This window comes from Mesorhizobium sp. WSM4313, assembly GCF_002294725.1.
Classification (GTDB): domain Bacteria; phylum Pseudomonadota; class Alphaproteobacteria; order Rhizobiales; family Rhizobiaceae; genus Mesorhizobium.
In genome coordinates this window covers 95,115-114,109 of sequence record NZ_NSFT01000014.1, presented here as the reverse complement: position 1 = coordinate 114,109, position 18,995 = coordinate 95,115, and the positions used below count along the sequence as shown (strand labels likewise).

19 protein-coding genes are annotated in these 18,995 nt (G+C 65.0%); 10 read left to right on the top strand and 9 right to left on the bottom strand.

The window, feature by feature from the left end; translation table 11 throughout:
* The first annotated feature begins 81 nt into the window (after positions 1 to 81).
* The 7 genes from CK219_RS24910 (at position 82) to CK219_RS24880 (ending at position 7,621) form a co-directional block, all read left to right on the top strand.
* Entirely contained in the window at positions 82 to 567 is a 486-nt protein-coding gene (locus tag CK219_RS24910) for a hypothetical protein (RefSeq protein ID WP_095769258.1), read from the top strand.
* A gap of 88 nt (positions 568 to 655) precedes the next feature.
* The gene (locus tag CK219_RS24905; protein WP_095769257.1) at positions 656 to 1,738 is read left to right on the top strand and encodes a class I SAM-dependent rRNA methyltransferase; all 1,083 of its coding nucleotides are present in this window, start codon (positions 656 to 658) and stop codon (positions 1,736 to 1,738) included.
* Positions 1,739 to 2,599: an RNA methyltransferase gene (locus CK219_RS24900; protein WP_095769256.1), complete on the top strand. Its 861-nt coding sequence runs from the start codon at positions 1,739 to 1,741 to the stop codon at positions 2,597 to 2,599. It abuts the gene before it with no gap.
* A 10-nt stretch (positions 2,600 to 2,609) separates the two neighbouring features.
* On the top strand, positions 2,610 to 3,098 hold the full coding sequence (lspA, locus tag CK219_RS24895; protein ID WP_095769307.1) for a signal peptidase II: 489 nt from the start codon (positions 2,610 to 2,612) through the stop codon (positions 3,096 to 3,098).
* A gap of 55 nt (positions 3,099 to 3,153) precedes the next feature.
* Positions 3,154 to 4,143: an MDR family oxidoreductase gene (locus CK219_RS24890; RefSeq protein ID WP_095769255.1), complete on the top strand. Its 990-nt coding sequence runs from the start codon at positions 3,154 to 3,156 to the stop codon at positions 4,141 to 4,143.
* Positions 4,144 to 4,267: 124 nt separating this feature from the next.
* Complete coding sequence (locus CK219_RS24885) at positions 4,268 to 6,550, top strand: PAS domain-containing hybrid sensor histidine kinase/response regulator (RefSeq protein ID WP_095769254.1); 2,283 nt, start codon at positions 4,268 to 4,270, stop codon at positions 6,548 to 6,550.
* Positions 6,551 to 6,733: 183 nt separating this feature from the next.
* Positions 6,734 to 7,621: a GNAT family N-acetyltransferase gene (locus CK219_RS24880; protein WP_095769253.1), complete on the top strand. Its 888-nt coding sequence runs from the start codon at positions 6,734 to 6,736 to the stop codon at positions 7,619 to 7,621.
* A gap of 128 nt (positions 7,622 to 7,749) precedes the next feature.
* Here CK219_RS24880 and CK219_RS24875 read toward each other — a convergent pair whose 3' ends face one another.
* The gene (locus CK219_RS24875) at positions 7,750 to 8,382 is read right to left on the bottom strand and encodes a trimeric intracellular cation channel family protein (RefSeq protein ID WP_095769252.1); all 633 of its coding nucleotides are present in this window, start codon (positions 8,380 to 8,382) and stop codon (positions 7,750 to 7,752) included.
* 95 nt (positions 8,383 to 8,477) lie between these two features.
* Positions 8,478 to 9,110, bottom strand: a complete 633-nt coding sequence (gene grpE / locus CK219_RS24870) for a nucleotide exchange factor GrpE (protein ID WP_095769251.1) — start codon at positions 9,108 to 9,110, stop codon at positions 8,478 to 8,480.
* Positions 9,111 to 9,328: 218 nt separating this feature from the next.
* Here grpE and CK219_RS24865 point away from each other — a divergent pair, with 218 nt between their 5' ends.
* A complete protein-coding gene (locus tag CK219_RS24865; protein ID WP_095769250.1) occupies positions 9,329 to 9,529 on the top strand; it encodes a hypothetical protein in 201 nt (66 codons plus the stop codon).
* A 23-nt stretch (positions 9,530 to 9,552) separates the two neighbouring features.
* On the opposite strand, the gene CK219_RS24860 is transcribed toward CK219_RS24865, so the two are convergent.
* From CK219_RS24860 to cysG, 6 genes are all read right to left on the bottom strand, one after another.
* The gene (locus tag CK219_RS24860; RefSeq protein ID WP_095769249.1) at positions 9,553 to 10,173 is read right to left on the bottom strand and encodes a DJ-1/PfpI family protein; all 621 of its coding nucleotides are present in this window, start codon (positions 10,171 to 10,173) and stop codon (positions 9,553 to 9,555) included.
* 214 nt (positions 10,174 to 10,387) lie between these two features.
* Entirely contained in the window at positions 10,388 to 10,921 is a 534-nt protein-coding gene (locus CK219_RS24855) for a DUF934 domain-containing protein (RefSeq protein ID WP_095769248.1), read from the bottom strand.
* Positions 10,922 to 11,018: 97 nt separating this feature from the next.
* Positions 11,019 to 11,780 (bottom strand): phosphoadenylyl-sulfate reductase, encoded by a 762-nt coding sequence (locus tag CK219_RS24850; RefSeq protein WP_095769247.1) that lies wholly within the window; start codon positions 11,778 to 11,780, stop codon positions 11,019 to 11,021.
* Positions 11,755 to 13,425: a nitrite/sulfite reductase gene (locus tag CK219_RS24845; protein WP_095769246.1), complete on the bottom strand. Its 1,671-nt coding sequence runs from the start codon at positions 13,423 to 13,425 to the stop codon at positions 11,755 to 11,757. Before CK219_RS24845 ends, CK219_RS24850 begins: the two co-directional genes overlap by 26 nt.
* A 43-nt stretch (positions 13,426 to 13,468) precedes the next feature.
* Positions 13,469 to 13,774: a DUF2849 domain-containing protein gene (locus CK219_RS24840; protein ID WP_095769245.1), complete on the bottom strand. Its 306-nt coding sequence runs from the start codon at positions 13,772 to 13,774 to the stop codon at positions 13,469 to 13,471.
* Complete coding sequence (cysG, locus tag CK219_RS24835) at positions 13,771 to 15,219, bottom strand: siroheme synthase CysG (RefSeq protein WP_095769244.1); 1,449 nt, start codon at positions 15,217 to 15,219, stop codon at positions 13,771 to 13,773. Before cysG ends, CK219_RS24840 begins: the two co-directional genes overlap by 4 nt.
* A 416-nt stretch (positions 15,220 to 15,635) precedes the next feature.
* Here cysG and CK219_RS24830 point away from each other — a divergent pair, with 416 nt between their 5' ends.
* Both CK219_RS24830 and ybaL read left to right on the top strand, forming a co-directional pair.
* Positions 15,636 to 16,076: a host attachment family protein gene (locus CK219_RS24830; RefSeq protein WP_095769243.1), complete on the top strand. Its 441-nt coding sequence runs from the start codon at positions 15,636 to 15,638 to the stop codon at positions 16,074 to 16,076.
* Between the two features lie 214 nt (positions 16,077 to 16,290).
* A complete protein-coding gene (ybaL, locus tag CK219_RS24825; RefSeq protein WP_176477138.1) occupies positions 16,291 to 18,090 on the top strand; it encodes a YbaL family putative K(+) efflux transporter in 1,800 nt (599 codons plus the stop codon).
* Between the two features lie 6 nt (positions 18,091 to 18,096).
* Here ybaL and CK219_RS24820 read toward each other — a convergent pair whose 3' ends face one another.
* The gene (locus tag CK219_RS24820; RefSeq protein WP_095769242.1) at positions 18,097 to 18,903 is read right to left on the bottom strand and encodes a helix-turn-helix transcriptional regulator; all 807 of its coding nucleotides are present in this window, start codon (positions 18,901 to 18,903) and stop codon (positions 18,097 to 18,099) included.
* Between the last annotated feature and the right edge of the window lie 92 nt (positions 18,904 to 18,995).

Here is an 18,995-nt window from a genome sequence, read left to right as displayed (position 1 = left end):
GGACAATAGGGCTGGCCTGCACATCGCGGCAAGCGACCTTCTGCCACGGAACGCCCGCGTCCCGTTCCCGTTCTCCCCACAATGGAGATGCGCGGGACCCTGCTGTTCTGGTCGGTGCTGACCGCTTTCGTCGCGGCGCTCAGCCTTGGGCCGTCCTTTGCCCATGTGCTGGAATCGCTGCCGAGGCTGACGAAATGGTCGCCGGCGCTCTGGCGAGAGGCGACGGTCTTCAACGGTCAGTTCCTGCTCTTTGCCGTCATCGGAGCGCCGCTCGATATCGCTGCGATCCTCTGCCCGGCGCTGCTTGCCTGGATGCTGCGCGGCCAAGCGACAGCTTTCTGGCTCTTGCTCGCCGCCACACTGCTTTATGCCGTCTCGCTGGCGCTCTGGTTCGGACTGGTCAAACCGGCCAACGACATTCTTGCGACCTGGGCGCCCGGACCGATCCCGGACAATTTCGAAGCCGTCCGGCTGCGTTGGGAGACCGGCCACATGGCGGTGGCCGCGGCGAAGGCGCTTGGCTTCGTTTCGCTTTGTTTCGGCCTGCTCGGTATCCGGCATGGTTGATGACAGCACCATTGAATGAGCCAGGCTTTGTTGCGCCGGTGGGCTGAGCTGTGGCAGAAGCGGGCCGAACCGCCGGAGATGACCTTTCTTGAAATCTTTTCGCGACAAACGCCGGGATGGCCGCCCGCATCCCGCAAGGGCGGAACAGCCCCGCCCGCGTGATGCGTTCGCGGCCGGACGGCAGCAGGCCGCACCTGCCGAGCGCCGTGAAACAAAGCCGGCGGAGCGGCAGGAAGCCAAGCCGGCGCCGCGCGTGCTTGCGCGCCGCGAAGGCGCGTTGCCTGCCGAGCGCCTGCCGTTGATCCTCGAAGTCGCGCCCAACGCCGATTACGCCCTGCTTGACAGCGGCGCCGGTGAGAAGCTCGAGCAATACGGCCCGTACCGCATCGTGCGCCCCGAGGGCCAGGCAATCTGGCAGCGGGCCCTGCCGGCGAAGGAATGGGAGCGCGCCGACGCCATCTTCACCGGCGACACCGACGAAGAAGGCATCGGCCGCTGGCGGTTTCCCAAAACGCCGCTCGGCGAAACCTGGCCGATGAAGCATGACGGCATCGATTATCTCGGCCGCTTCACCTCGTTTCGCCATGTCGGCGTCTTTCCGGAGCAGGCCTCGCATTGGGACCATATGGCGGGACTGATCACGTCGGCGAGACGCCCGGTCAAGGTGCTTAACCTGTTCGGCTATACCGGCCTCGCCTCGCTGGTGGCGGCCCGCGCCGGCGCCGAGGTCACCCATGTCGATGCCTCGAAGAAGGCGATCGGCTGGGCGCGCGAGAACCAGGAGATGGCCGGCCTTGCCGACAAGCCGATCCGCTGGATCGTCGAGGACGCGATGAAATTCGCCGAGCGCGAGGAACGCCGCGGCAGCCGCTACGACATCGTGCTGTTCGATCCGCCGGCCTATGGCCGCGGACCCAAGGGCGAGGTCTGGCAATTGTTCGAGGACCTGCCGGGCCTCACCGAGCTTTGCCGCTCGATCCTGACGCCGAAACCGCTCGCCGTCGTCCTCACCGCCTATTCGATCCGCGCTTCCTTCTTCGCCATCCATGCGCTGATGCGCGATACCTTCGCCGGTATGGGCGGCACGGTCGAATCCGGCGAGCTGATCATTCGCGAGAAATCCGCCGGCCGCGCGCTGTCGACTTCGCTGTTCTCGCGCTGGGTGGCTTGAATGACGGCACATGACGGCGCTCGCCCGGTCGGGCAGGTCAAGGAAGTCACCAGCCTTGCCAATCCCCTGGTCAAGGACATCAAGGCGCTGGCGCTCAAGAAATTCCGCGACCAGCAGAACGCCTTCATGGCCGAGGGCCTGAAGCTGGTCATCGATGCCCTCGACCTCGGCTGGTCGATCAGGACCTTGGTCTTCGCCAAGGCCGGACGCGGCAACCCGGCCGTCGAAAAAGTCGCTGCGCGGACCGTTGCCGCCGGCGGCATGGTGCTCGAAGTTTCCGAAAAGGTGCTCGCTGCCATCACCCGCCGTGAGAACCCGCAAATGGTGGTCGGCGTCTTCGCGCAGCAGACGGTGCCGCTGAAGGAGATCCGCGCCAGGGACGGCGATGTCTGGGTGGCGCTCGACCGGGTGCGCGACCCCGGCAATCTCGGCACCGTGATCCGCACCGTCGACGCCGTCGGCGCCAAGGGCGTCATCCTGGTCGGCGACACCACCGACCCGTTCTCGCTGGAGACGGTGCGCGCCACCATGGGCTCGATCTTCGCTGTGCCGGTCGCCAGGGCGACCGAGCAGGCCTTCCTCGCCTGGCGCCGCGATTTCTCCGGCCTTGTCGCCGGAACCCATCTCAAGGGCGCGGTCGACTATCGCTCGGTCGATTTCTCCAGGGGACCGGTCCTGCTGCTGATGGGCAACGAGCAGCAGGGCCTGCCGGACAGTCTCGCCGAAAGCTGCGACCGGCTGCTCAGAATTCCCCAGGCAGGCCGGGCCGATTCGCTCAATCTGGCGGTCGCCACCGGCGTGATGTTGTTCGAGATCCGGCGCGGCGCGTTGAAGCTCGAGCATGCCAATGACATCCGATGAGAACCGCCAAATGAAATACTGGTCGCCTTACGTCGTGCTGGTCGTCATCGCCATTGCGCTCGACCAGTGGATCAAGCAGCTGGTCGAGAACGGTCTCGCCTTTCAGGAGAAGGTCGATCTGCTGCCATTCCTGGCGCTGTTTCGCACCTACAACACCGGCATCGCCTTCTCGATGTTCCAGTCCTTCGGCGATACCGGCCTGGTGGTCATCGCCGTGCTCGTCGTCGCCTTCGTGCTCTATCTCGCCACGCGCACGTCGGCCGGCCATGTCGTCGCTCGTATCGGCTTTGCGCTGATCATCGGCGGCGCGCTCGGCAACCTCATCGACCGCGCCGTCTACGGTCACGTCATCGACTACATCCTGTTCCACACGCCCGTCTGGTCCTTCGCGGTCTTCAATCTCGCCGACACCTTCATCTCGGTCGGCGCAGCGCTTGTCGTCTTCGACGAACTGATCGGCTGGCGGCGCGAAGCCAAGTCCCAGGACCTTGGCAATTGACCTCACGCTGTTGAAACCGCAGACTTCCTCATCAGCCAGAGGCGAGGAGAAAATCATGCCCGACACCTTCAAAGCCATCCTCATCTCGCGCGATGCGGACAAGAAGCAGTCCGTCGATGTCGTCGACCTCGCCGAGGCCGACCTGATGGAAGGCGACGTCACCGTCGCCGTCGAGGCGACGACGGTGAACTACAAGGACGGGCTCGCCATCACCGGCAAGGCCCCGGTCGTGCGCCGCTGGCCGCTGGTTCCAGGCATCGATTTCGCCGGCACCGTGATCTCCTCCTCGCATGCGGACTGGCGCAAGGGAGACAAGGTGATCCTCAACGGCTGGGGCGTCGGCGAGACGCATTACGGCGCCTATGCCGGCCGCGCCCGCGTCAAAGGCGACTGGCTGGTGCCGCTGCCCGAGGGCATGAGCGCGCATGATGCGATGGCTGTCGGCACGGCGGGCTACACGGCAATGCTCTCGGTCATGGCGCTGGAGCGGCACGGCATCGTGCCGGACCGCGGTCCCGTGGTGGTGACGGGCGCTGCCGGCGGCGTCGGCTCGGTCGCCATCTCGATCCTGTCGAGCCTGGGCTATCATGTCATCGCCTCGACCGGTCGCAACGCCGAGAGCCCGTATCTGATCGATCTTGGCGCGGCTGAGGTGATCTCGCGCGAAGAGCTCAGCCAGCCCGCGAAACCGCTCGCCAAGGAGCGCTGGGCAGGCGGCGTCGACTCGGTCGGCAGCCATACCTTGGCCAATGTGCTGTCGATGACCTCCTATGGCGGCGCGATCGCCGCTTGCGGCCTGGCCGGCGGCATGGATCTGCCCGGAAGCGTCGCGCCCTTCATTCTGCGTGGCGTCTCGCTGCTCGGCATCGATTCGGTGATGGCGCCGAAGCCGGTACGCCTGGAAGCATGGCGCCGCATCGGCACCGACCTCGACTCCAAGAAGCTGTCGACATTGTCCCGCACGATCGGTTTCGACGGCATTGTCGCCGCCGCGCGCGATATCGTCGAAGGCAAGGTCAGGGGTCGCGTCGTTGTCGATATGTAGCTCGCAACGACCTCGCGAAGCTCGGTTTCGCCCGCGCATGCGCGCGGCCGGAATCTGCGCGATTCGCTAAAATTCGAACGATCCCTCCCAGCCTTCCATAATTTCTGTCTGGCATGGTCTGCGCATGGTCGCGGACTCCGACATCAGACAGGACAGCAAAGCCGCCGGCGCTGACAGGCTCATCCCCGATGCGCCGAAGCGGCAGGTGCTCGTCGCGCCGCCGCTGGCTCCCGACCTGCCGGGGGCCCGCCACGACGGCCTGCCCTTCCTGACGATCGTTGCCGCCATCGCCATCATGGCGGGGCTCGCGCATCTCACCGGAGCGCCGCTCATCATCACCGCCGGCCTCGCCGCCATAGCCTTTGCGGGCTTGGCCATGCATCTGCGCAGCCGTCGCGATGAGCGCCGCACCGCAGCGCTTCTCGACGAGACCGCCGCGCGCAGCCGCGCCGAGATCGAAACCCTCGCCGACCGCATGTGGGAGATGCAGGAGAGCGAGGAGCGCTTCCGCGGCCTGATCGACGCGCTGGGCGACCTCGTCGTCCATCGCGATCGCGACGGCCACATCGTTTATGCCAACAGCGTCTTTGCCTCGCTTGTCGAGCTCGATGCGCGCGATCTTGCCGGCAAGACCTTGTCCGAGCTTGGCATCGATGTCGGCATCGTTCCCGACGCCGCCTTCTCCGATCATGAATGCCTGAGCTCGACCGATGTCGCGATCCGCACCCCGAACGGACCACGCTGGTTCTCCTGGATCGAATTGTCGGTGCGCGACAAGGACACGGGCGCGGTCTCGCACCGGGCGATCGCCCGCGACATCACCGCCCGCAAGCGCGCCGAATCCTCGCTGATCACCGCGCGCGAACGGGCCGAATATGCCAGCCAGGCCAAGTCACGCTTCCTCGCCACCGTCAGCCATGAGATCCGCACGCCGATGAACGGCATCATGGGCATGGCGAAGCTGCTTGCCGATACCGACCTCTCGCCCGAACAGCGCACCTATGTCGGCGCCGTTTCCACCTCGGCCAGCGCGCTGCTCGCGCTCATCGAGGACCTGCTCGACTATTCCAAGATCGAGGCCGGCCGCTTCGAACCCGAGCCCCAACCGACCTCGCTGCGCGAGATCGCCGACAACATCATCGAACTTCTGGCCGCAAAGGCTTTCGCCAAGAACATCGGCCTCGGCTGCCATGTCGAGCCCGATGTGCCGCAGATGATCACCGCCGATCCAGGCCGCGTGCGCCAGGTGCTGCTCAACCTCATCGGCAATGCGGTGAAGTTCACCGACACGGGCGGGGTGCTGCTCACCGTGGCGCGCGCCCGCAGCGAAACCACCGACCGTATCTGCTTCACCATCGCCGACACCGGCCCGGGCCTGCGCGAAGAGGACATGGAGCGCATTTTCGAGGAATTCGAGCAGTCCGACGGCACCTCGACCAGGGTGCATGGCGGCGCCGGCCTCGGGCTTGCCATCTCGAAGCGGCTGGCGACGGCGATGGGCGGCTCGATCTCGGTTTCGAGCCGGCTCGGCGAAGGATCCGAATTCGTCCTGGAGCTTCCGGCGGTCGCCGCGACCGAGCGGCCGCCGCATCGCCACAACATCCTTGCCGACCGGCGGGCCGTAATCGTGTCGAAAAACGCCATCGAGGCCGATGCCATCGCCCGCGCGATCAAGGCCCATGGCGGCATCGTCGAGGTTGCCGCGACACCGGGCCAGGCCGCCACCTTCGCTGCAGGCTGCAACGTCCTTCTGATCGATGCCGCGCTCGAAAACAGCGACGGGAGGCTGCTCAAGCGGCTGCGCGATTCTGGCTTTGCCGACTGCGAGGCCATCACCCTGATTGCGCCGACGGATCGCGGCATGCTCGGCGAATTCCGGGGCAGCGGCTATGCCACCTTCCTGGCCCGGCCGGTGCGGGGCGAGACCCTGCTGCGTGTGCTGTTGACCAGCCATGGCTCGGCGCTAGCCAAGCCGCTGCCGAAGCCGCGCGGTGCCCCCTCGGTGCGCAAGCGCGACCAGGGCCTGTCGGTGCTGATTGCGGAAGACAACGACATCAACGCCATGCTCGCCCGCGCCACGCTGCTCAAGGCCGGACACCGCGTCAAGATCGTCGGCAACGGCAAGGCCGCGGTCGATGCCGTTACCGATGCCGGCCTCAAGTTCCGCTTCGATGTGGTGCTGATGGACCTGCATATGCCTGTCATGGACGGGCTGGACGCGATCGCCGCCATCCGTCGCCATGAAGAGTCCCTGGCCATGCCCCCGATTCCGATCATGGTGCTTTCGGCCGACAGCCAGGAAAAGACCCGGCATGCTGTGCTTGCCCATGGCGCCAGCGGTTTCGTGACCAAGCCGCTCGACCCGGACGCGCTCGTCCAGGCGGTCGAGGGCCAGGTTGCCGCCTGAGGAAATTTCCAACCGTTGAACGCCTTGGCTTGCTTGGCTTTCGCGATCACAAGATAGCCGGTTGAGTGTATTGCCCAGCCGACAAAGTATTGCCCGCCACGTCGTATCACGGTACTGTCACAATCCTGTTGCACCTACACCGTATCCCCGTGCCAAGAGGGATGGCTCGAAGGAGAATCACTCGTGCATACAGTCGTGCCTGAATGTGACACTCGGCCGAATGCCGGCGGCGCCCTGCTCGCCGCCCGTACCGCCGACGCCGTCGCAAGCGGCGCTCCGCTGGGCCGCATCGGCAATCTCGAAGTGCGGCTCGCCCGCAACGAGGCCGAGATCGCCGCCGCCCAGGAAGTGCGCTACCGGGTATTCTACGACGAGCTTGGCGCGAGGAAGGACCTGTTCCAGGCGCAGGACCGGCGCGACGCCGACCGGTTCGACCCGCTCTGCGATCACCTTCTGGTGTTGGACAATTCCCTTCCCGGCCCTGAGCACCGCCGCATCGTCGGCACCTACCGCCTGCTGCGGCAGGAAATCGCCGCGACGGCCGGCGGCTTCTATTCCGAGGGCGAGTTCGAGCTTACCAAGCTGATTGCGCGGCATCCCGGCCAGCGCTTCCTCGAACTCGGCCGTTCCTGCGTTCTGCCGGAATACCGCTCCAAACGCACCATCGAGGCGCTCTGGCAAGGCATCTGGGCCTATATCAACCACTACGACATCGGCGTGATGACCGGCTGCGCCTCGTTCCATGGCATCGTGCCGGCGGCGCATGCCGAGGCGCTGACCTATCTCGCCCATCATTGCCGCACCAACTCCGCCTGGGATGTTCGCGCGGTTCCGGGACGCTACTGTTCGATGGACCTGATGCCGATCGAGGCGGTGAACGCCAAGGCGGCGATCGCCGCCATGCCGCCGCTGGTCAAGGGCTATCTACGCGTCGGTGCCCGCATCGGCGACGGCTGCGTCATCGACCACGAATTCTCGACCGTCGACGTCTTCGTCGTCATGCCGGTCAAGGAGATCGGCGCCCGCTACGTCAACTACTATGGCGGTGAAGGGCAGCGTTTCGCGGCATAGCGAATAGCGAATAGCGAATAGCGAATAGCGAATAGCGAATAGCGAATAGCGAATAGCGAATAGAAGAAAGTGGCGGGATCTGTTCCGTTCAACCCCTATTCGCTACTCCCTATTCGCTGCTCGCTCCCTCAGGGAATATCCTCCGGCCTTCGCCCCGGCCGGCTTTTATAGGCCGGAAATGACCAGCCGAATTTAAGCGCTCCGCCGCGCACCGCGAATGCGCCCGCGAAGCCGAGCAGGCTGGACGCCAGCGCCGGCAGGCCGGCAAGATCGCCAAGGGTGAAGATGGCGGCGCCGGCAAGCGCGGCCGTGACATAGATCTCGGGCCTGAGCAGCACCGATGGCTCGCCGGCAAGCAGGTCGCGCAGAATACCGCCGAAGGTCGCCGTCAAGACGCCGGTGATGACCGACACGACGGGCGAGCCGGTGATCGCCAGCCCCTTGGCCGCGCCCATCACCGAAAAAGCGGCAAGGCCGACGGCATCGAGCCACAGCAGCAGCTTGTAGCGGGATTCGAACCGGTGGGCGCTGAAGAAGACCAGCACCGCGACGACGGCGCAGATCAGTACATAACCGCTGTTGGCGACCCAGAACACCGGCAGGTTGAGGATGACGTCGCGCAGCGTCCCGCCGCCGATGCCGGTGACGCTGGCCAGGAACAGAAAGCCGATGATGTCGAGTTCTTTGCGCGATGCGGCAAGCGCGCCCGTCGCCGCGAAGACGGCCACGCCGGCATAGTCGAGCGACGCGATGGGGTTCATGGGCGAGCGAGTAGTGAGTAGCGAATAGAGTAGGGAAATAGCACGAAGCCGGGGATAAATATCAGCCCCTACTCACTACTTCCTATTCGCTACTCTCACGCATCCTTCTCGGCCTGCTCGTTCACCGGGCCCGGCTCGACCTTGGCCTCGGCGGCCGCCTTCGGGCCGCCCTTGGCGACGCCGACCATCGCTGGCCGCAGCACGCGCTCGCCGATCGAATAGCCTGGCTGCACAACCTGGACGACAGTGCCTGCGGGAACATCCGGATTGGGGACCTCGAACATCGCCTGGTGGAAGTTCGGATCGAACTTCTCGCCTTCGGGCGCGAGTCTCTTCACCCCGTGGCGCTCCAGCGCCGAAAGCATGGCGCGCTCGGTAAGGTCGACCCCTTCGATCAGCGATTTGAAGCCGGCGTCGCCGCTGGCCTTCGCCTCGGCGGGAATCGCGTCCAGCGCGCGGCGCAGATTGTCGGACACCGACAGCATGTCGCGCGCGAAGTTGGCGACGGCATAGGCGCGGGCGTCCTGCACGTCGCGCGCGGTGCGCCGCCGCAAATTCTCCATTTCGGCCGCCGCGCGCAGCGCACGGTCCTTCAGTTCCTCGTTTTCCTTCAGCAGCCGCACCAACGCTTCGTAGTCGCCGTCGACGCCGCCCTCCGCACGCTCGCCGGAAGCCTCGGCGGCTTCGATCTCTTCGGGCGTGCGTTCGTCTTTTGCCTGGTCGCTCATCGCGTTTCCCGTCATTTCGAATTGCTCTGGATTTGCGCCCGATATCGAGGTTTGGAGGGCAAAAATCAAGGGGCAAGCGCAGGCGGCTGATGGCAGGCTGCCGTTCCAAATTAATTCAAACTTTACCGTATCACGCAGCTTTGCTTGCTCTCGGGCACTACTACGGGAACCATGGACCGGCTGCAGGAGTTTCGAAACCGACACAGGATTTTGGGACGATGAACGGCAACAACGGCCATAGGCGCGTCGAATTGGCCAGCGATATCAGGCGACAGGCGGGCAGCGAAACGACGAAGCGCTTTCTGCGCACATTGCCGGTATTTCGCCTGGAAAAGGAAATGCCCCAGCAATTGACCGACCTGCTTGACCGCCTCGACGGCGCCGAGGCGGAGAACGCAGGCGGCAGGCGGCGTCAATAGCCGCATACCGCAACTGACAAGTTTCAGGCCGCCTTCCTGTCGTCGCGCATCAGCACTTCGCCGTGACGGATCTCGGTGCCGAGCACCTTCAGGCATTCCCGCATGAAGGCGGCTAGGCCCGGCCAGCCCTTGGCTGAAACCAGATTGCCGTCGACATGGGCGCCGGTCGGCGCGACATCGATATAGATGCCGCCGGCGAGGGTGACTTCCGGCTCGCAATAATGCAGCGCCGCCACTTCCTTGCCGCGCACCACGCCGTCGACCGCGATCAGGATCTGCGCGCCGTGACAGATGGTGAAGATCGGCTTGCCGGTTTCATGGAAATGCCTGACCAGCGCCTGCACCCGCTTGTCGATGCGGATATATTCCGGCCCGCGCCCGCCCGCCGCATAAACCGCATCGTAGTCGGCAGGGTTCACCTCGGCGAAGGTCTTGTTGAGGATGTAATCGTGACCGGGTTTTTCGGTATAGGTCTGGTGGCCCTCGAAGTCGTGCAATGAGGTCTTGAGCACGTCGCCGGCCTTCTTGTCCGGGCACACGACATGGACGGTGTGGCCGACCGCGTGCATGGCCTGCTCGAAGACGAAAATCTCGTATTCCTCGCTGAACTCGCCAACGAGCATCAATATCTTCTTGCCTGCCATGCCGCTTCCTCCCTTAGCTGGCCGTTATTTCGTGGTCCGAAGTAATGGCCCTATCCTAAGGGCAGGTCGGCCGAAGCGGAAGCCCGAATCGGCAATGTGGTCTGACCAGACCAGCGCGGCGCTCTTTCCAAACCTATCTTGAGCTGAGCTGACCAACAAAATGCGTGACGCTGGTCGGACCACAGCGATTTCATTTGCCCTATGAAATGCCGCGTCAGCTGGGGCGCTTGCGCCGCCAGGAATATTTTGGGCCCTTGGCCTCCGGTTCGACCGCCGGCTGATAGTAAAGCGGCAAGCCGCCGGTGCGGCCTTCCTCCAACCGCTTCAAGAGCACCGGATTGGAGACCTCGAACTCGTCGAAGCCGAGCCGCAGCATATGCGGCAGCTGGTCGACCAGCACCTGTCCGGTGGCGCGCACCGCGCCCTTGAATTGATGCCGGGCGCGCAGCAATTCGCCTTTGGAAAAAGAGCGGCCGTCATTGAAGGCCGGGAAGGCCAGAGCCACCAGCGACAGCTGGTCGAGCAGGCCAGTTATCTTGTCCAGCTCGTCGCCGGGCTGCAGCAGGACGCCGAGACGCTCCTTGGCTGACTTACGAACGTCTTCATCCAGCCCGAGAAAGGCCTGCAGAGGCAGGATGAAGCGGCCGTTGCCGGCAAGCGCCTCGGCGCTTTCGGCGTGGGTCCACTCATCCTCGCGAAAACCGTCACGGGTCCAGAGGCGGGTCCCCGCTGTCGTCGATCCTGTCATCAAAAATCCCAAAGTCACAAAATTTCGAGGCGAGCCGGCAGGCCGCCAGCGACCGGAAGCCGCTTGCGGACCGGCCTCACGTGAATAGGGATATACCCTAAAGCGAGGCGTCGGTCAGCGACTTCTCCAAACCGGAGAGGTGAATACCGCACTCGGTCTTGGCGTGGCCCGCCCAGCGGCCGCTGCGCGCATCCTCGCCCGGCTGCACCGGCTGCGTGCAAGGGAAGCAGCCGATCGAGAGATAACCATAGGCGACCAGCGGATTTTCGCGCAGCGCATGCGCCCGCATATAGTCTGCCTGGTCCGATGTCGTCCAATGCGCCAGCGGATTGATGCGGATGCGCGAGCCGACGGCCTCGAAGACGGGCAAAGCCGTGCGCGTCGAAGCCTGGAAGCGCTTGCGCCCCGTGAACCAGGCGCGGAACGGTTCGACGCCGCGCGCCAGGGGCTCGACCTTGCGAACATTGCAGCAGGAATCGGTGTCGGTCTCGTGCAGCCTGCCGGTCGGATCGACGCGTTGCAGCGCGGTCTCTTCCGGCTTGATCACCCTGATGTCGGTGAGGCCGAAATCGGCGACCAGCGCGTCGCGATAGCCGAGCGTCTCCTCGAAATGCTTGCCGGTGTCGAGGAAGATGACCGGCAGCGCGCGGTCGATCTCCGAAATCATGTGCAGCAGCACGGCGGAGTCCGCGCCGAAGGAAGATACCGCGGCGACCGCGCCGCGGAATTCGTGCGCCGACCGTTCGATGATCTCGATCGGCTTCAGATGGCCCAACAGCGCGTCGAGCCCCGCTGCCTCGGCGGCAACGCCGGTCTCGACTTCGCCTGTCCGGTCAAGCGGCCTTGGTTTCGCCAGCATAGAGCGCCTCCTTGAACGGCGCGGGACCGACACGGCGGTAGGCGTCGATGAAACGTTCGTCGGGACTGAGCCGAAGGCCGAGATAGGTATCGACGATCTGCTCGATGGCATCGGTGATCTCATCGGAGGAGAAGCCGCGGCCGATGATCTCGCCGACGGATGTGTTTTCGTCGGCCGAACCGCCGAGCGTCACCTGATAGAGCTCGGTGCCTTTCTTCTCCACGCCCAGAATGCCGATATGGCCGACATGGTGGTGGCCGCAGGCATTGATGCAGCCGGAGATCTTCAGCTTCAACTCGCCGATTTCGCGCTGCCGCTCCAGCGAGGCGAAGCGGCGCGAGATTTCCTGCGCTACCGGGATCGAGCGCGCCGTGGCCAGCGCGCAATAATCGAGGCCCGGGCACGAGATGATGTCGCTGATCAGATTGGAATTGGCTGTCGCCAAGCCGATCTCGACCAGCGCGTCGTAGACGGCCTTGAGGTCGGCGCGCGCCACATGCGGCAGGATCAGGTTCTGTTCGTGGCTGACGCGCAATTCGTCGAAGGCGTATTTCTCGGCAATGTCGGCAACCGCTTCCATCTGGCTGTCCGTTGCGTCGCCGGGCACCTCGCCGATGCCCTTGAGCGAGATGGTCACCGCCGCATAGTCGGGATGGCGATGCGTCACGACATTCTGGTCGAGCCATTCCGAAAAGCTCTTGGAATCGAGCCTGGCCTGTTTCACCGCATCATCGCCTTCCGGACGGGAAACCAGCGCCGGCGGCGCGAAATAGGCGTTGATCGCCTGGATATCGGCTTCCGGCAGCTTGAGCTCGGCGTCCCTCAGCTCCTGCCACTCGGCCTCGACCTGGCGGGTGATCTCCTCCACGCCAGTCTCGTGCACCAGGATCTTGATGCGCGCCTTGAACTTGTTGTCGCGACGGCCGTAGAGGTTGTACACGCGCAGGATGGCCGTGCAGTAGGACAGCAACTCCGCCTCCGGCAGGAAGTCGCGGATCTTTCTCGCCACCATCGGCGTGCGGCCCTGGCCGCCGCCTATGTAGACGGCAAAGCCCAGCTCGCCGGCCGCGTTCTTCTTCAGATGCAGGCCGATGTCATGCGTCTGGATGGCGGCGCGGTCGCGCTCGGCACCGGTCACCGCGATCTTGAACTTGCGCGGCAGGTACGAGAACTCGGGATGCACCGACGACCATTGGCGCAGGATTTCCGCATAGGGACGCGGATCGGCGACCTCGTCGGCGGCGGCTCCCGCGAAATGGTCGGCGGTGACGTTGCGGATGCAGTTGCCGCTGGTCTGGATGGCGTGCATCTCGACGCTCGCCAGATCGGCGAGGATCGCCGGGATGTCCGACAGCGCCGGCCAGTTGAACTGGATGTTCTGGCGCGTGGTGAAATGGCCGTAGCCCTTGTCGTATTTGCGCGCGATGTGGCCGAGCATGCGCAATTGCCTGCTGTTCAGCGTGCCGTAGGGCACGGCGATGCGCAGCATATAGGCGTGCAGCTGCAGATAGACGCCGTTCATCAGCCTGAGCGGCCGGAACTGGTCCTCGGTGATCTCGCCGGCAAGCCGGCGCTGCACCTGGTCGCTGAACTCGGCGACACGGGCGTGAACGAAATCCTGGTCGAACTCGTCGTAACGGTACATGCTTCGTCTTTCAGGGCGCGTCCGCCCGCTGCTTTTCTTGGGGCTAAGCCGCCCGCGCCGCTTCCGGGCTTGCCTGCTTGCCGAGATCGGTGCGGATGGTCGGGCCCGCGGCGCGGATCTTTTCGCGCAGCCGCACCGGCTCGACCAGGCCATCGACCACCGTGACGTCGATCAGGTTGACGTCGACCACCTCATTGTTGGCGCCAGCCGCGGCGCCGATCGCTTCCAGCCGGTCCTCCGCCGTCTTGTCATGCGCGATATCGGCGTGACCAACCGTCTCCGCCCAGCCGCCGGCGGCGTACCAGACGGCGATGCCGTCGGAGAGCCTGTTCGCGGTGAGAACCTTCATTGCCGGACTCCTTCGGCCACGGCTGAAGCCGCGCCCTCATGCTTATGTACCGCGAGCGGCTCGGATTGTTCAAAATTGGCGCCGGCGACGGCGTCGCCGATGATCGTCATCACCGGTCCGGTGAGATCGGCGCGCTCCTCCAGCGAGGGCAGGTCGGCAAGCGTGCCGTGGAAACGGCGACGGTTGCCGAGGCTGGCATTCTCGACGACGGCAACGGCAGTATCCGGCGACAGCCCCGCTTCGATCAGTCGGCCGGCGACTTCCGCCGCGACCGAACGGCCCATATAGACGGCAATGGTCGCGCCCGAAATGGCAAGCTTGGCCCAGTCGGGCAGCGAGTTGCCCTTGAGGTCGTGGCCGGTGGTGAACACCATCGAGGACGAAACGCCGCGCAGCGTCAGCGGCAGCTCGAAGTCGGCGGCGGCGGCGAAGGCGGCGGTGACGCCCGGAACAACCTCATAGGCGACCCCGGCCTCGCGCAGCGCCGCCATCTCTTCGCCGGCACGGCCGAACACCAGCGGATCGCCGGACTTCAGCCGCACCACGCGCTTGCCGCCGCGGCCCAGCTCGATGAGCAGCGCGTTGATCTCTTCCTGGCTCTTGGAATGGCAGCCCTTGCGTTTTCCCACCGGCAGGCGCTCGGCGTCGCGGCGGCCCATGGCGACGATCGCCTCCGGCACCAGCGCGTCGTAGATGATGGCGTCGGCCTCCAACAGCAGGCGGTGCGCGCGCAAGGTCAAAAGGTCCTCCGCACCCGGACCGGCGCCGACCAGCGCGATATGTCCCTCGACCGGAGCATCGTGAGCCAAGAGCTCGAGCGCCGCGCCGTGCGCCTCGGCGGGATCGCCGGCTTCGATGGCCTTGGCCGGCGAACCGGCGAAGAAATCGCTCCAGAAGCGGCGGCGGCGATTGCCCTTCGGCAGCGTCTCGGCGGCGGCGCGGAAGGACGCGGCAAGTGAAGCCAGCCGGCCGAGCGACGGCGACAGCATGCGGTCGATGCGCCCGCGCAGCATCTGCGCCAGAACCGGTCCGGCGCCCTCTGTGCCGATGGCGATCGCCACCGGCGCCCGGTTGACCAATGCGGGCGTGAAGAAATCGCACAGCTCCGGACGATCCACGGCGTTGACCGCAATGCCCAGCCGCCGCGCGTCCTCGACGACGCGGCGATCGAGCGCCTCGTCGCCGCTGGCGGCGAACACCAGGGCGGCACCTTGGAGATGCGCGGCTTCATAAGCTGCGTTGATATGAACGGCGCCGGTCGATGCGATGAAATCCAGCAGCCCGCCGCTGACATTATCGGCGATGATGCGCAGCACCGCGCTCGACTGTGCAAGCAGCCTGGCCTTGGCAAGTGCTTCCTCGCCATTGCCGACGATGGCTACGGCTTCGCCGTCGACCCGCATGAAGACGGGAAAGGCATTGAGCTTGGTATTGGTTTGCGACATGGCGGCGAGCAATATTGGAACAGTCTGGCAGTTTTACGCGGGCTGGCCAAAAATCAGAAGGCAAGCACTCGCGCGTCGCCGAACGGCAGGCAATCGCTTTTTCGCAACTGCGAAGGCCAAGAGAAAAAAATTCTACTTTGACGGTGAGACGGCCGGAGCGACATAAGAAACAGCCTTGATCCGTCGTAATTTTTAGCGCCTGACCGAGAAAGCCGCAAAACAGTTTATTCTAAATTCTACAAAGTTAGTAGATTAAAGCTGGCCCTGCGGGATAGACGCTCGACCGAGTCTGCCGGAAGCGATCGAGACGCCATCGCCGGATCGGAACAATCATGCCTCGCGGCTCGTTTGCCTAGCAATCCATTTGCGGATCCCAAGCTCCATCTATCGGCAAGCAGCAAGCAAGGAGGAACGCCATGAGCATCAAGCTGAAACACGGACTGTGGGTCATCGTGGCTGATGGCGAAAAGGCGCTTTTCCTGCGCAACCAGGGCGACGCCAAGTTCCCGAACCTCGAAGTGGTGCAGGAGATGGAGCAGGAGAACCCCGCCACGCGCGAGCAAGGCAGCGACAAGCCGGGCCGCCAGAGCAACGAGGGTCCCCGCAGCGCCGTCGAGGAAACCGACTGGCACCGTCTCGGCAAGGAGCGCTTCGCCGTCGAGATTGCCGACCGGCTCTACAAGCTGGCGCACCGCGGCGCGTTCGACGCGGTCGTGCTGATTGCGCCGCCGCAGGTGCTTGGCGAGATGCGCCAGAAGCTGCACAAGGAGGTTTGCGAGAAGGTGCAGGCGGAAATCCCGAAGACACTCACGAACCATACGATTCCCGACATCGAGAACCTGTTGCAAGCGGCATAAGGCGCCGAAAAAAAGCGGCTTCGAGGCTGGGTCGCGTCCCGAAGCCGTCTCTTTGTCGGCGCGGCGCCGATTTCCGGTGCGCGCCACCTTCAGCGTCGAATTCTGCGCGGCGGCGGTTGCATCATCGCCGCTGCGGCCATCATATTGCCGAAGGCGACGGCCTCGGCGGGCGCCCATCCGACATCGTGAATTTTCGAAAGGCGCTCCATAGACAATGCCGCATGACACGCCCCTTATCGCCACCATCGTCGCCGGTCTGGGGCTTGCATTCGTCTTCGGGGCGTTAACCAACCGTTTCCGCATCCCGCCGCTCGTCGGCTATCTTGTCGCTGGCGTCCTTGTCGGTCCGAACACGCCCGGCTTCGTCGCCGACGCCAGCCTCGCCAACGAGCTCGCGGAAATCGGCGTCATCCTTTTGATGTTCGGCGTCGGCCTGCATTTTTCGCTGAAGGACCTTCTGTCCGTCCGCGCTATCGCGGTGCCGGGCGCCATCGTGCAGATCGGCTTTGCGACCCTGCTCGGCGTCGGGCTTGCCTGGCTGCTCGGCTGGTCGCCGGGCGCCGGCCTGGTCTTTGGCCTGGCGCTTTCGGTCGCCTCGACCGTGGTGCTTTTGCGCGCCTTGCAGGAGCGGCGGCTGATCGAGACCGAGCGCGGCCGCATCGCCGTCGGCTGGCTGATCGTCGAGGATCTCGCCATGGTGCTGGCGCTGGTGCTCTTGCCGGCGCTCGCCGGCGTGCTCGGGGGCCAGCCCCAGGTCGACGACCATGAGAGCCTGCTTTCGCTGCCCGCCAGCTATGGCATTTGGGGCGTGGTCGGCGTCACGCTCGCCAAGGTCGCCGCCTTCGTCGTGGTCATGCTGGTGGTCGGCCGCAGGGTCATTCCGTGGATCCTGCATTACGTCGCTCACACCGGCTCCCGGGAATTGTTCCGGCTCGCGGTGCTGGCCATCGCGCTCGGCGTCGCCTTCGGCGCGGCGAAGCTGTTCGGCGTCTCGCTGGCGCTCGGCGCCTTCTTCGCCGGCATGATCATGAGCGAATCCGAGCTCAGCCACCGCGCGGCGGAAGAATCGCTGCCGCTGCGCGACGCCTTTTCGGTGCTGTTCTTCGTCTCGGTCGGCATGCTGTTCGACCCGTTCAGCCTGATCAGCAACGGCCTGCCGATTCTCGCCACTTTGGCCATCATCATTATCGGCAAGTCGATCGCCGCTTTCGTTATCGTGATCGCCTTCCGCTATCCGATCGCGACCGCGCTGATGATTTCGGCGAGCCTTGCCCAGATCGGCGAATTCTCCTTCATCCTGGCCGAGCTTGGCGTCGGCCTGAAACTGTTGCCCGAGCAGGGCCGCGACCTGATCCTCGCTGGCGCCATCCTCTCGATCCTGCTCAACCCGCTGATGTTCCTCGTTGTCGACTGGATGAAGCCGTGGCTGGAAAAGCGCGCCGGCAAGGCCGCGCCGGCCGAAGAGCGAAGGCCTATCGGCCCGGCGACCGAGCCCGGCCAGGTCGCTTCGGTGTCGGCGGCTCCAGAAAAGGAAGACGGCCCGCCGCCGAGGACGACCCTCGCCGGCCATTCCATCCTCATCGGCTATGGTCGGGTCGGCAGCCTTGTGGGCGCTGCGCTGAAAGAAGCCGCCCTGCCCTTCCTGGTGATCGAGGACGCCGACAAGACGCTGGCCAAGCTGCGCGACGACGGCGTCGAGACCATCGCCGGCAACGCCGCCAATGCGGACGTCTTCGCGGCCGCCAACCCGGAGGGCGCCAAGCGGCTGATCCTCGCCATCCCCAATGCCTTCGAGGCCGGCCAGATCGTGCTTCGGGCCCGAGCCGCCAATCCGGCGATCAGCATCATTGCCCGCGCTCATTCCGACGCCGAGGTCGAGCATCTGAAAGGGCTCGGCGCAGACATCGTGATCATGGGCGAGCGCGAGATCGCCCGCGGCATCGTCGAGGTGGTGACCGGCAAGACCACCGATTGGGCCGGGCCTGCCGTGGAGATCAACCCGCAGCCTGCTTGATGGATGTCAGGCCAGGAACGCGGAGCCGCCATTCTGCGCGATATCGCTGAGGTATTTTGCCGGCGGCTTGCCCAGCGCCTTTTTGAACATGGTGATGAAAGCGGTCACGGATTCATAGCCGAGATCGCCCGACACCTGCTGCACGCTGGCGCCGGCGGACAGTTCCCTGAGCGCTACGATCAGATGCAGCTGCTGGCGCCAGCGCCCGAAACCTAAGCCTGTCTCCTTGACGACGAGCCGCGCCAGACTGCTCTCGCTGAGCGCGACACGGTCTGCCCATTGCGCCAACGTGCTGCGATCGGCGGGGTCGTCGGCCAGCGCTTCGGCGATCCGCCGCAACCGCGGCTCGGCCGAGATCGGCAAATGCAATTGCTGGACAGGCATACGCGGCAGTTCCGCGAGCAGCATGCTTCCCAGGAAATCGCCGCGCGCATCGTTCGGCGCGCACTCCGACAGTTCGATGATCAACTCGCGCAGCAGCGGCGAGATCGAAAGCGTGCAGCACCGGTCCGGCAGGTCGGCGGCGCCGGGCTCGATATAGACGAAGAAAATCCGCGCATTCGCCGTCGCGATGTTGCTGTGTTCCATGCGGCTCGGCACCCACACCCCGCAATGCGGCGGCACCATCCAAAGCCCGCTCGGAACGCGGCAGGTGACGCCGCCGCCGAGCGCGAAGACGAGCTGCCCCTTGCGGTGCCAATGCTCGCGCACCTCGGCCCTGGTCTCGGTGACATCGACGCCAACGGCCATCGCCGGCGCAGCCACATCGTCGACATCGAAATCCAGCCAGGGCCAGCGAAGCGGCTGTCTCATTCTTGACTGCTTTCAGCGATCATCTGGCTTTATCTCTAGATTCTTCGACCACGAAAGTCGATAGGCTCCAGCCACTTCGTCAATCGATCGCG